The following is a 12,861-nucleotide window of genomic DNA, read 5'->3' as shown; positions in this document are numbered from 1 at the left end:
GGTGCGCAATGACTTTTTCGACGATCACAACGTCCCGGTCTTATCTCACCCAGCAGCTTGGCGCGCTCAACAACCAGCTGTCTGAGAAGACAACACAGCTTGCCACCGGAAAAGTCGGTACGACCTACGGAGAGATTGGGGATAGCCGGTTGCTGGACATCCAGCTGACCCAGAAGGTCAGTCTGATCGAGAGCTATCAGGAAACCATAACCATCTCGAACCTCCATCTTGAAACGCTCTCCCTGTCGCTTGAGCGCCTTGAGTCCATACGCCAGGATTCCAAGTCTGCAATGGATACGAATGATTTTATCATTCAGAGCGATGGTCAGACCCAGACACAATCACGCGCCGAACTGCTGCTGACGGAAACGCTGAACATTCTGAACACGGAGATTGCCGGCTACTATATTTTCGGTGGAACGGATTCGATTTCCGATCCGGTCGCGGCCCTCGACGCGATCCTGGACGGCACCACAGGCGCGGACGGACTGCGCAGCTACATCAGTGAATATTCGCAGGCAAACCTTGGAGCGGCTAACAACGGCCGGCTGACAATCTCCGCGCTGACGACGAACTATGCCGGTCTTGTGCCGACGGATTCGACATTTACGATCGCAGAAGACGGAGCACACGATTTCGGCTTCGACATTTCCAGTGTCACGTCAACGCTCACAAACGCGGCGATCACCGGGCCTCTGGCCGCGGATCCGGATAGCTTTGACGTTCAGTTCACCGGGCAGCCAAACCTTGGTGAAACGATCACCGTCAACCTGACGATGCCTCCGACCCACACAGACACGGTGTCGATTGAACTGACGGCTGCTTCCACAAACGAAGCAGAGGGCACGTTTGCGGTTGGTGCGGATCTGGAGGAAACCGCGCAGAACCTGCTGACTGCGCTGACCGCGGAAATCGAAAATGAGGCGCAAACCACGCTGCGTGCCGTTTCGGACGAGTGGGCAGGAGACGAGTTCTTTACAACGTTTTCAGGCGAGGTTCCGCTTCGCGTCAGCGGCCCGCCGTATACGACGGCAACAACGCAGACATCCGGCGCGTCAACCACACTCGAGTGGTATTCCGGCCGGAACACCAGCACAACAGATCCGCGCGCTGACAAGAACGCCGTAATCGACTCGGACTTGACGGCACAATACGGCGTGAGAGCGAACGAAACTGCGCTCAAAGAGCTTGTGCAGTCCCTGGCGACCTTTGTGGCGGCTGACTTTTCCGGCGGAACAAACACCGACGAACAGTACTACAATGAACTTTCAGCCAATCTGCGCAGCATCCTGCAGCCTGTGGGCGTCGATCAGTCGGGGATTGTCGACATAACCACGGACATAGCCATAACGCATAGAACGGTTTCCCTCACGAGCGAACGGCATGTGCAAATGAAAAGCTCATATGAGGGAACGATCGCCGACATAGAGGCGATCGATCAAAATCTGGTAGCGGCCGAAATTCTGCAACTGCAGAACAACATCGAGGTTTCCTATCGTGCCTCGTCAATTATCTTCAATCTGAGCCTGTCCGACTATCTCTAGTCTCTTCTCGCTGCCACACCACTGGCGGCTCTGAACAACAAAAAAGCCGGTCGCGTTATGCACCGGCTTCTTTCAATTTTAGGGAAGGGGAGGCCTATTCGGCGTCCGCACGGGCGCGCAGTCCTTCCGCGATTGCCCGATTGATGTTTATGAGCGAATTCAGTTTTTCCGCATCATCTGTCGTAATGACCGTGATCGTCTGCTTGAAAACGAATACCGCAAGCGATGCGATGTTGTTCTTGATGTCTTGAGGTAACTGGCTCTCATCACTGGTTGCCGAGGTTACGAGTATGCTCCAGAGCTTGCGGTTGTAGACCAGTGCGTCGTCTTTCTCGGCAAGCGAGGACTGTTCCCATTCATCCTTGATCAGCTGCAGCCGGGCTGCGGCTTTCATCAGCAGATTCGCTTCCAGCTCTCTCGGTGACATCGCCACCTGACTCGTTTTCTGGTAAGCTTGCGCTGCCTGCTTGTACATGACCGATCAGCGTCCCTTCATACTCAATGAGCTTGCGTGCTTCTTTCAATGCCTTATAGAAGGCGCCGGTTAGTATCGCGTTACTAATCCTTGTGACATAAGGGATCGTGCTCGGCGCGGCTTTCACTATATCGTTGACGAGAGTGAAGTAGTTCTCCTGAATTCTCTCCAGATCCGTAGACAGGTACATGAGCTGAACGGCCAGATAGACGCGTTTTGCCGGTGTGTCCGCTGTCGTGGGCGTGAGAATGTCTTTTTCTCGCAGAATGGGAGCCTGGCCTTCGATAAAGAGGCGGGTCCGCTGATTGTCATTCGTGATGACACTGTCGCCAATGATAATCCTCTCGCCCGGTTTTAGCTCGACCTTGAGCGCCATTCCGTGCCCTCCACGCTTGAGTATCGCTTCCAAACGTTAACGAATTGGTTAACGGTAGTCCCCGATACCTTAATGCTTTTCATCCCGGGTGTTAACCGAACAGGCTCAAGACGCTCTGATCTGCCTGGTTCGCGAGGGAGAGCGCTGTCGACGACAACTGCTGCCGCGTCTGAAGTGCAAGCATGTTGGCGCCTTCTTCATTCATGTCAGCAATCGTAAGCTCACCCGCGCCCACCTCGAGCGTATTGATCATGTTCTGTGTGAAGTCTGTTCTGATCTCCACAGTTGACAGCGACGTCCCCATCGACCGGGCTGCCGTTCGCAACTCATCGAGAGCGGCATTGATCGCCTGGAGCGTTCGGTCGATATCCGTATCTGATTTGAACTCCGACGCTGCCGCTGTCAGGCCTACAGTTCCGTTGGCGCTGGCAAGAGTGGCTCGATCAAAATCCGCATTACTACTTGTAATATCGAAAGAAACTTCGCCAATCAGACTGATGCTACCACCCGAGAAAGAGGCGTCCAGGCCCTTCACGTTATCGATGAAGCTCACAAGATCGCTCACGGTTGTTTCATCATCGATTTCGATCGAAGCCGGCTCGAACCCGTTGCCGTCCGTTATCGTGATGGTATCGCCAGCCTGAAAGCTGCCCGATGATATGAGCGTGGCGGTCGAACTCAGCGAGGAAACCGTCAGGGACGTCGTTGTGCCGCCGGTTGCGCCACCGTTGGTTGCCGTACCGCCACCTGCGGCGTTCTTGGAGATGTAGATCGGGTTGGAGACACCGCTTGTCAGGTTGATCGAGTCGGTCGACTCGTCAAAGGTCGTATGCACTCCGTTCAGATCGTTAAGCGCATCCACATAGTCCTGAACAGTTGTAATGTCCGTTCCCACCGTCAACGTCGTTGTACCGGAACTGTCCGTGATCGTAACTTGGTCACCTGCGGCCCAGTCGCCAAGGTCAGTGAGATTGGAGGAAGCTTGCAACCCTGTGAGCGCCAGTGTTCCCGTACCACCGAACAGGTTGAACGAGGCCGTGCCCGTTCCGCCGGTGTCCAGATCATCCAGATTCAGGCCATCGTCGAGGGTCGTGTCTGTAAAGTCCACGGGTTCAACAGTGAGATTGGAGGTGCTGTCTTCATTGAAGATGACTTCCAATTCGTTGCCGGGGCCGGCGAGTAGGTTCTTGCCCTTATAGCTGGAGTCGCGCGCCATATCCTCGATCTGCTCGAGAATGTCATTATACTGCGTGGCGAACTGCTTGCGTTCGAATTCGCTGGATGTCTGAAGTGCCTGGTTGGCGATAGCTTTTGCCGATTCAACGAGCTTGGTTATCGACGTGATACCCTTGTCAGCTGCCTTGATGGTCTGAACCGCCTGACCCATGTTGTCGAGAAGGTTCGCCAGGTCGCTCGCCCTGTCGTTCAGAGATTGCGCCGTGAAGAAGGAGTTCGGGTTGTCGAGCGCCGTGTTGACCTTTAGGCCCGTAGCGAGACGTGTCTGGGTAATCGATTGAAGATCTGCCGTTTGCTTGAGTGACAGAAGATTGTCCCGAACCGCGCTTGATAGAACAATATCAGACATCAGACTTCACCGCTTTCCTAAGTTCAGTATCCGCCGAAAGTGCTTCTCGAAGGCTGCCGAAGTTGAGCGCGCACAATTGACGTAATTCTGAAGGGAAAGTTAATCGGTCATTCGCTGATTAACGCGATATAAATAAAAGTTACCAAAAGCTTTCTTTTAAGTAATTGAAAGATATGAGAAAAATTTTGAGAGTTCAAACTTCATCCGGCGCATAAAACGATAACGGCGGGCTTTGAGCCCGCCGTTTCTGTTTGTCAGCTTGTGAGTCGTGCGTCTGACTGATTCTTCTTGACTTAGAAGAGGGATAGCACTGTCTGGTCCGCCTGCGATGCGAAGGACAGTGAGGTTGAAGCCAGCTGCTGCCTGGTCTGAAGTGCCAGCAGGTTTGCACCTTCCTCGTTGGTATCGGCCAAGGTCAAAAGGCCGGCACCTTCCTGCAAAGTATTGATCATCGTCTTTGTATAGTCTTGACGAATTTCAACAACTGAAAGGTTGGTACCGAACTCGGATGCCTGTGAGCGGAGGTTCGAGAGCGCCGTATTCAGCCTGTCGACCACGCGGTTGATGTCGCTGTCAGTCGCAAATCCTGAGTCGGAGAGCGCTTCAAGAACAATACCATCTGTATCCTGCGTGAACCCGGTGGCATTGAAGTCCGCATTGTCGCTTGTCAGCGTCAGGTCTGTTTCCGACGTGATTGTGATCCGGCCGGATGTGCTGCTGAAGCTTGCGGAAACGCCGTTGAAGTCGCTGATGAAGTTTTCAAGATCGTCTACGGTGCTGTCAGCTTCGATTTCAAATGAGCCAAGCTCGAAATCATTGCCGTCGGTCAGGGTCAGCGTGTCGCCTACGGCATAGGAGCCAGACTCGGTCAGCAGTGCCGTTGTGGTGCCGAAGGCCGTTGCGTCTACCAACGAGCCGACAAGGGATGTGCCGACAGCGTCGTTTCCAATGTAGAAGTCTTCGTTACTGTAGATCGTCAGTTCGCCAGAGCCGTTGTCGAACTCGGCGCGTACACCGGACAGTGCGTTCAGTCCGTCGACAAGGTCCTGAACACTCGAAGCGCCTGTGACCGCACCCAGGGAAACGGGCGTTGTGACGTCCTGAACAAACGAAAGCGTCGTGGTTGTCGATGTAACCAAGGTCGCGTCGGCGAGGGTCGAGCTGCTGTTCAGAGCAGCACCGCCACCATCTGCCAGTGCCAATGTTACCTTTCCGCCCTGCAGCTGAAGTGTGCTGGTCGATCCCTGGCCTTCCGCGAGATCCGTAAGGTTCAGGCCGGTGGACAGGGATGTGTCGGTGTAGTCGACGGATTCGATGGTCTGTTTCGACGTGGCGTCTTCGTTGAAGATCGTTGTCAGATTGTTACCGACACCGCCAAGCAGGTTTTTACCCTTGTAAGAGCTGTCTTTCGCAACATCTTCAATTTGCTCAAGAAGATCATTGTACTGACCGGCAAAGGTCTTGCGCTCGTACTGGCTTTGCGTCTGCAGGGCCTGATTGGCTTTCGCTTTTGCGGATTCGACCAGATCGGTGATCGTCTGAATACCTTTGTCGGCCGCCTTGATCGTCTGGAGGGACTGGCCCATGTCATCGAGCAGGTTGCTCAGATCGCTGGCGCGGGAGTTCAGACCCGATGCCGTAAAAAAGGAGTTCGGATTGTCGAGAGCCGAATTGACCTTGAGGCCAGTCGCCAGTTTGTTCTGGACGCCGGACATCAGGTCTGCGGTGGATTGAAGTGTGAGAAGGTTCTGCCGCACGGCAGCTGACAGGGTGATGTCCTTCATCGTAGATATCCCTTTCCTGGGTCAAACTGTACTTCCGCTCTTCCTGAGCAGGTTGATTAGGATCATCTCCTGTTAACCCTAATCATTGGTTAATTGGATGGCATTATACGGTTAACGGGGTCTTAACGTACTGAGCGGGAAGGGAAAATCGGCGGGAATCTGCGATTGCGAGCAAAATCGTAAAGAGGCGAGGAGGTCGCAATAAAGAGCTGCTTGAGCGAGTCTTTGCAGGAATCAAAAAAGGCGGGCCTGAGCCCGCCTTTTCCGTGTTGTCGAAAGTGCTTTCTGGATCAGAAGAGTCGAAGCACGTTCTGGTCGGCCTGCGCTGCGAGTGACAGCGAGGTCGATGCCAGTGACTGCTGGGTCTGCAGAGCCAGAAGGTTCGCACCTTCCTCGTTGGTATCTGCCAGGGTCAACTGGCCAGCGCCTTCTTCAAGGGTGTTGATGAGGGCGTTGGTGAAGTCCTGACGGTTTTCAACGATGGAAAGGTTTGTACCAAACGTCGACGCCTGGGCGCGCAGCGTATCCTGGGCACTCTTCAGCGAGCTCAGAGTGGATTCGATCGACGTATCCGTTGCAAAGCCGGAGTCCGTACCATTGGTCGTGAAGTCCGCCGGCGTTGCGTCGGTGGAACTTGTCGTCAGCCGGAATTCCGACGTAACCACGAGCGAGTTGGAGGCGAACGCTGCGCTTGCGCCGTCGATTCCGTCATAAACGGCTTCCAGATCCGCAATCGTAGTCGTTGCGGTGATTTCCAGAGAGGCCACCTCGGTGCCGTTTGCATCGGTGAACGTAAGCGTATCGCCCGCTGCAAAGTTTGCTGTTGAATCCAGCGTGGTGGCAGCCGTACCGGTGACCGCGAGTGTTGCCGTGCCGGTTGTCGCCGTTGCCAGATCGGACAGGTTCAGGCCCGTTGAAATGGAGGTGTCGGTATAGTCGACAGCGGAGATCGACAGCGAGGACGTGCCGTCCTCGTTGAAGGTCACACTCAGATCGTTACCTGTGCCACCGAGCAGGTTTTTGCCCTTATAACCAGCGTCTTTCGCCAGATCTTCGATCTGAGTCAGAAGCTCGTTATACTCCCGCGCAAACTGAGCGCGTTCAGTCTGGCTGGAAGTTTGCTGGGCCTGGTTGGCTTTCGCTTTTGCCGCGTCGACCAGATCAGAAATCGCACCGATACCTTCATCGGCGGCTTTCAGTGTCTGGACTGACTGTCCCATGTCGTCGAGCAGGGTGCTGAGATCGCTTGCACGGTTCTCAAGACCTTTCGCCGTAAAGAATGAGTTCGGATTGTCGAGAGCCGAATTCACCTTTTTGCCCGTTGCAAGTTTTTCTTGAACGGAGGACATGAGGTTGGACGTTGCTTGAAGCGCGTTGAGGTTCGAGCGCACAGCACTCGAAAGAGTAATATCAGCCATTTTGTTTCCCTTCTAGGAATACGAGATACAGAACCCTTCCTGGGTTCGACGCTCATCAAACGGCTGAATTTGAAAACAAGCTCTAAAGATATTTGGTTAGCGTGACTTAACCTTAACACTCTGTAACTAAAGGCAAGTTGTGTTTCATATCTTAAAAATGAGATGCGGCGGTACATTGCCCGCCGCATCGATGTTTCAAATCGGACGCGATGTCCGTGCAACAGCTCTTCTTAGAAGAGACGCAGCACGTTCTGGTCAGCCTGCGCTGCGAGTGACAGCGAGGTCGATGCAAGGGTCTGCTGTGTCTGCAGCGCCAGAAGGTTTGCACCTTCCTCATTGGTGTCTGCCAGCGTCAGCTTGCCTGCGCCTTCTTCCAGCGTGTTGATCAGGGCATTGGTGAAGTCCTGACGGTTTTCAACGATGGAGAGGTTGGTACCAAAGGTCGATGCCTGGGCGCGCAGCGTATCCTGGGCACTCTTCAGCGAGCTCAGAGTGGATTCGATCGACGTATCCGTTGCAAAGCCGGAGTCCGTGCCGTTGGTCGTGAAGTCCGCCGGCGTTGCGTCGGTGGAACTTGTCGTCAGCCTGAATTCCGACGTTACGGCCAGCGAGTTGGAGGCGAACGATGCGCTTGCACCGTCGATACCGTCGTAAACGGCTTCCAGATCTGCGATCGTGGTCGTTGCCGTGATTTCCAGCGTTGCCAGTTCGCTGCCATTTGCGTCAGTGAACGTAAGCGTATCGCCGGCTGCAAAGTTTGCTGTTGAATCAAGCGTGGTAGCGGCCGTACCGGTGACTGCGAGTGTCGCCGTGCCGGTTGTCGCGGTTGCCAGATCGGACAGGTTCAGACCAGTCGACAATGTTGTGTCGGTGTAGTCAACGGCCGAGATCGACAGCGAGGACGTTCCATCTTCGTTGAAAACAACGCTCAGATCGTTACCCGTTCCGCCAAGAAGGTTCTTGCCACCGTAACCGGCATCCTTGGCCAGATCTTCAATCTGTCCGAGGAGTTCGTTGTATTCCGTCGCGAACTGGGCGCGTTCGGTTTGGCTTGAGGTCTGGAGAGCCTGGTTGGCTTTCGCCTTGGCTGCGTCGACCAGATCTGAGATCGAGGAAATGCCCTTGTCAGCGGCCTTCAGGCCCTGGATGGACTGTCCCATGTCGTCGAGCAGGGTGCTGAGGTCGCTTGCACGGTTTTCAAGACCCTGAGCAGTGAAGAACGAATTCGGGTTGTCCAACGCCGAGTTCACTTTCTTACCTGTGGAGAGTCTTTCCTGAACAGCGCTCATAAGGCTTGACGTTGCCTGGAGAGAATTCAGGTTCGTGCGCACCGCACTGGAGAGTGTAATTCCAGTCATTACAGAGTTCCTTCTGCTGTAAAATACCATTCTTCCTGAATGGCATCTGAACTCTGGCGTTCGATATTGTATTAAATGATAATTTATTTGGTTAGCGTGATTTAACCTAAAGTATTCGTGAATGAATATCGTAAACATATTTGGTTAACTGGTTAATCGAGGAATTTGGAATATTTTAACTCTGAATTTTAACCTTGAGATCAACGTACGAGAAATGGCGTATCGTTCTGAAAACGATAGCGGATTCCAGTCTCGGCGTGGATTTTTTTGGGAGGAGGCGAGTTCGCCGGCGCAAGCAAGCGCGGAAAGGGGAGTCGCCCTCGTCACTTACGAAGAGGGCGCCTGATGTGTTGGACTACACGGTCCGTTGCAGATTGGACGTGGAGGCAGGGGTTGCCTGGGTTTCAATCGACTCGGCATACGCCCGCAATCGACGGAGCGTTTCGCTTGGAACCTGGCGCACCACTTCACCGGTGTCGGTGTTTGTGGCCATGTAGATCACACTGTTGCTTTCCGGATCGACGACGTTTCGGCGGTCCAGTTGCGGTGTCGTGCTTTCAAAGAGTGATTTGCCGTCGCGGCGGTCTTGCGCGGTGCTCTGGCTCTCAGCCGAATCTGTTGCGGGGGCAACGGTTTCCCGTGCCGGCAATTCCGTTCTGGCTGCAGGCTCGGTCTTTTCCGGAGCCCGCGTTACCGGCGTGATCGCCGTGTACGTCGGCGATGGCGGCCGGGCAATTCCCGTGTCCAACATCTTTTCCTCCGGGGTACTCAAAACAAACACCCGTACAAATCCGAACATAATGCAAGGAAATGAATCTTCTGTTAACGAAATGATTAGAAATTGCCGGGCCACCTGATTTGGGAATCAGGTAATTGATTCGCGTTTGCCATCTTCTTTCGACCCGAATGCGAAAAAAAACCTCCCGGGCAGGGAGGTCTTAGAATGCATTCCAGTGCAGGCCTGTTTGTCAAAGCGCCTGATTGACGGCGATGCCCCTTGCTGACTGCGGACCGTTAGGTGCTGCACCGTCGCGGCCATATGTGGTCGGAGCCGATGCATTCTTGGCGCCTGCCGCTTTTGCCACTGTCGAGACGAGATTGTTGGCAACATCTCGCGCTGTCGACAGGACAGCCAGGTTAATACGCAGCACCGGCTGAAATTCTCCATGCTGGCGTCTCAGGGCCTGGGTGGCGGCGGAAGAGAGATTGCCGAGGGCGACTGCGTGTTCCTTCGCAGCCATCATCCCTCGTGTGTATTCATGTATGAGGCGCGCCTTGTCGGGCTGCAGCTCCCCGGCTTCCTTCAACTTGCCGGCACGCACCAGATCGGTTTCCATCTCGATCACGGACAGCAACGCTTCCATTGTGCCGGAGAGCGCAGAACAGAAGTTGTCGGCATCCTGTTTGCTTGTCGGCCGGTCCAGCGAAAACGGAAGAGTGTTGGTGTTTGGCTGTGCGGTCATAGTGCCCCCTCCTGCAATGCAATCAGTTCACGTTCAACGCTGTCGGCAAGGCCGATCCCACCTGCTTTGGAGATGGAACGCGCATATTCGTCGATCAACAGATCCTGCCAGGCGTCTGAGCCGGTTCCACCACCCCAGGTGCCACCTTCGTTCAATCCGGTGAACATGTTCTGAAGCATTGTGTTGAGAAACACTGCTTCGAATTCCTCGGCAGCCTCGCGCACGGCACTCTTGTTGGATGTGTCGACGCCCCGGATGGCATTTAAAGGATCGGCCTGGTTGGTAAGCGGTGCAACGGACTGCAGCATCACAGCACCTCGATTTCTGCTTGCAGCGCACCTGCCGCCTTGATCGCCTGAAGTATCGAAATCATGTCGCGGGGACCGATGCCCAGAGCGTTCAACCCGTCGACCAGCTGCTTCAGCGTTATGGTTTCCGGAACGATCGCCAGCTTCGTGCCTTCCTCATCCACACCAACCTCTGATCTTGGCACCACAACAGTCTGACCATTGTCGCTGAAGGGAAGGGGCTGTGAAACCTGCGGTGATTCCGCGATTGTCACCGTCAGATTTCCCTGGGCGACGGCAACCATGGACACCTTCACGTCCTGGCCCATGACAATGATGCCCGAATTCTCGTCGATGACGATCCGCGCAGCGAGATCGGGTTCAACGATCAGCTGTTCAATGTCAGTCAAAAGATCGACGATGTTTCCGTCGTAGCTTTGCGGCAGATCGAGGCGTACTGTTCCAGGGTCGAGCGGTTCTGCCGTCGGCATTCCGATCAGCTCATTGATCGACAAGGCAACACGGCGCGCTGTTGTCAGATCAGGGTTTCTCAGCGCAAGGCGGAGCGACGTCAGCGAGGCCAGCCTGAATTCCAGTTCCCGTTCCACAAGACCGCCATTGGCAATCCGTCCGGCTGTCGGTACGCCCCGGACCACGGACGCTGCATCCGCCTGTGCCGAGAAACCGCCAATGGCCACCGAGCCCTGCGCGATGGCGTAGACCTCGCCGTCCGCACCGACCAGCGGCGTAACCAGCAACGTGCCGCCCTGAAGCGAATCCGCATCCCCGAGCGCGCTGACGTTCACATCAATCCGTGTGCCCTGTGTCGCAAAGGGTGGAAGATTGGCCGTGACCATCACCGCGGCGACCGTATTGGTGTTCAGGGCAATATTACGTGTGTTGACACCAAGGCGCTCCAGCATTGCCTGGAGGCTTTGCTGGGTAAACGGCGTGTTGTTGAGGGAATCGCCCGTGCCGTTCAAGCCGACAACCAGACCGTAACCGATGAGCTGGTTTTCCCGGATGCCTTCAAAGTCCGCAATATCCTTGATGCGGGAGGCTGCCTGAACAGATGTGAGGCCGACGCTTGCTCCAACCAGGGCGAGCGCGGCAATGCCGACAAGCCGCCGCAACCGATTGATGAAGTTCCCGCCCAGTTTTCGCATTTTAGCCCGGTCCAATTCTTTTGCTTCGGCCAGATCGCCGGCTCACACACTTTGCTTTTGCGTTATGCGAAAGGCGTGCCATTGCGGGTCTATGTCAGCTACAATAAACTAAATGACTGAATTACCGAGTAAATCCCGGCGTGTTTCGGATTGGCGCAGCCGTTTCGTTTCGAATTGAGTTAATCAATCCTTATTGTCGGCAGGCAAATATTGCCTCCTTCGCACGGACTCACGTACTCTTCCCGGCAGATTCTGACAGGCTTGAATAGATCCGGAGAGTGCCGGCAGAACCTGAAATCCGCCGGACTGGAACATGATCATGCGCATAACAGGAAACAAACCCGTCACGGGTGTACAGGGCAGGGGAGCGAAAAAGCAGACCCCTTCCGGCACTGAACAGTTTACACCCGACATGGGAGGCGAGGTTACGCAGTCTGCTCAGGTTGCCGGTGGCACTGCAATTCAGGGCATGGATGCTTTGCTGGCACTGCAGGAAGTCGATGCGCGCGAAGAGCGCCGCTCCAAAGCAGCAAGGTACGGGCACACATTGCTCGATACACTGGAATCGGTGCGGGCTGACCTGTTGGCGGGCGTTGTTTCAGAAGACCGCCTGGAGGTGCTTTCAAGCCAGCTTACAAACCGGCAGACCAGTGGAGACGACCGGATCGATTCGGTTCTCGAAGAGATCGAGTTGCGGGTCAAAGTTGAACTCGCCAAGCTTGGACGTTTCACGGACACGTGACGGCGAAAATCGTGATTAATTTGCAGTAAAATGGTGCTATTGGGTCTCAACAATTTGAAAGATATAACTTTTTTTTAATGATATTTTTCAGAAATGAACCGTTGTCGGCTGACAGAACCGGCTATATATTGCGCGCTGCCTAACGGTAATCCGGAGCTATCGATGACGGTTGAAATTGAGTCAGACTATCGACCCTCGGACGACGAGCCGTTCATGAACGACAGGCAGCGCGAGTATTTTCGAGACAAGCTGCTTGCATGGAAAGACGAGATCCTGAAGGAAAGCAAAGAGACTTTGACGAACCTTCAGGAAGAGAGCCAGAACCACCCCGACTTTGCCGACCGCGCGTCGTCTGAAACAGACCGCTCCATTGAGCTGCGCGCCCGGGACAGACAACGCAAACTCATTTCAAAGATAGACGATGCTTTGGAACGAATTGCGGACGGGAGTTATGGATATTGCGAGGAGACCGGTGAACCGATCTCCCTGCGGCGCCTGGAAGCCAGACCGATCGCAACGCTTTCGATCGAGGCTCAGGAGGCGCATGAGCGTCGCGAGAAAGTATATCGCGACGATTGATTTCCAAAACGGCTGACCTGCATCTTCTGCGGCAGGTTCCAGGGACTTCAAGGCCTTCCTGATCCAGGAAGGCCTTTTTCTTTT

13 protein-coding genes are annotated in these 12,861 nt (G+C 54.7%); 3 read left to right on the top strand and 10 right to left on the bottom strand.

Annotated elements, in window-relative coordinates:
* Positions 1–8: 8 nt before the first annotated feature.
* Positions 9–1,544: a flagellin family protein gene (locus ABVF61_RS03550; protein ID WP_353992151.1), complete on the top strand. Its 1,536-nt coding sequence runs from the start codon at positions 9–11 to the stop codon at positions 1,542–1,544.
* A gap of 94 nt (positions 1,545–1,638) precedes the next feature.
* On the opposite strand, the gene flaF is transcribed toward ABVF61_RS03550, so the two are convergent.
* The 10 genes from flaF to ABVF61_RS03500 all read right to left on the bottom strand — a co-directional run bounded on the left by flaF (position 1,639) and on the right by ABVF61_RS03500 (position 11,456).
* Positions 1,639–1,971, bottom strand: coding sequence for a flagellar biosynthesis regulator FlaF (flaF, locus tag ABVF61_RS03545; protein WP_353992150.1), 333 nt, complete (start codon positions 1,969–1,971; stop codon positions 1,639–1,641).
* On the bottom strand, positions 1,901–2,395 hold the full coding sequence (gene flbT / locus ABVF61_RS03540; protein ID WP_353992149.1) for a flagellar biosynthesis repressor FlbT: 495 nt from the start codon (positions 2,393–2,395) through the stop codon (positions 1,901–1,903). The genes flaF and flbT overlap by 71 nt, the downstream gene beginning before the upstream one ends.
* Before the next feature lie 91 nt (positions 2,396–2,486).
* Complete coding sequence (locus tag ABVF61_RS03535; RefSeq protein ID WP_353992148.1) at positions 2,487–3,980, bottom strand: flagellin N-terminal helical domain-containing protein; 1,494 nt, start codon at positions 3,978–3,980, stop codon at positions 2,487–2,489.
* A gap of 293 nt (positions 3,981–4,273) precedes the next feature.
* Positions 4,274–5,764: a flagellin N-terminal helical domain-containing protein gene (locus tag ABVF61_RS03530; RefSeq protein WP_353992147.1), complete on the bottom strand. Its 1,491-nt coding sequence runs from the start codon at positions 5,762–5,764 to the stop codon at positions 4,274–4,276.
* Between the two features lie 290 nt (positions 5,765–6,054).
* Positions 6,055–7,182 carry a flagellin N-terminal helical domain-containing protein gene (locus ABVF61_RS03525; RefSeq protein ID WP_353992146.1) on the bottom strand — a complete coding sequence of 376 codons (1,128 nt, stop codon included), beginning with the start codon at positions 7,180–7,182 and terminating at the stop codon, positions 6,055–6,057.
* Between the two features lie 230 nt (positions 7,183–7,412).
* Positions 7,413–8,540, bottom strand: coding sequence for a flagellin N-terminal helical domain-containing protein (locus ABVF61_RS03520; RefSeq protein WP_353992145.1), 1,128 nt, complete (start codon positions 8,538–8,540; stop codon positions 7,413–7,415).
* A 355-nt stretch (positions 8,541–8,895) separates the two neighbouring features.
* On the bottom strand, positions 8,896–9,291 hold the full coding sequence (locus ABVF61_RS03515; protein ID WP_353992144.1) for a hypothetical protein: 396 nt from the start codon (positions 9,289–9,291) through the stop codon (positions 8,896–8,898).
* Between the two features lie 217 nt (positions 9,292–9,508).
* Complete coding sequence (locus ABVF61_RS03510) at positions 9,509–10,003, bottom strand: flagellar protein FlgN (RefSeq protein WP_353992143.1); 495 nt, start codon at positions 10,001–10,003, stop codon at positions 9,509–9,511.
* On the bottom strand, positions 10,000–10,311 hold the full coding sequence (locus ABVF61_RS03505; RefSeq protein WP_353992142.1) for a rod-binding protein: 312 nt from the start codon (positions 10,309–10,311) through the stop codon (positions 10,000–10,002). Before ABVF61_RS03505 ends, ABVF61_RS03510 begins: the two co-directional genes overlap by 4 nt.
* Positions 10,311–11,456 (bottom strand): flagellar basal body P-ring protein FlgI, encoded by a 1,146-nt coding sequence (locus tag ABVF61_RS03500; protein ID WP_353992141.1) that lies wholly within the window; start codon positions 11,454–11,456, stop codon positions 10,311–10,313. The genes ABVF61_RS03505 and ABVF61_RS03500 overlap by 1 nt, the downstream gene beginning before the upstream one ends.
* Before the next feature lie 319 nt (positions 11,457–11,775).
* Here ABVF61_RS03500 and ABVF61_RS03495 point away from each other — a divergent pair, with 319 nt between their 5' ends.
* Together ABVF61_RS03495 and dksA are read left to right on the top strand one after the other, a co-directional pair.
* Positions 11,776–12,198, top strand: a complete 423-nt coding sequence (locus ABVF61_RS03495) for a flagellar assembly protein FliX (RefSeq protein ID WP_353992140.1) — start codon at positions 11,776–11,778, stop codon at positions 12,196–12,198.
* 162 nt (positions 12,199–12,360) lie between these two features.
* Complete coding sequence (gene dksA, locus ABVF61_RS03490; protein ID WP_353992139.1) at positions 12,361–12,777, top strand: RNA polymerase-binding protein DksA; 417 nt, start codon at positions 12,361–12,363, stop codon at positions 12,775–12,777.
* Positions 12,778–12,861 lie beyond the last annotated feature (84 nt).

The organism is Roseibium sp. HPY-6, assembly GCF_040530035.1.
Taxonomy (GTDB): domain Bacteria; phylum Pseudomonadota; class Alphaproteobacteria; order Rhizobiales; family Stappiaceae; genus Roseibium.
The sequence above is the reverse complement of the archived record's forward strand: the minus strand, read 5'-3'. Positions and strand labels throughout refer to the sequence as shown.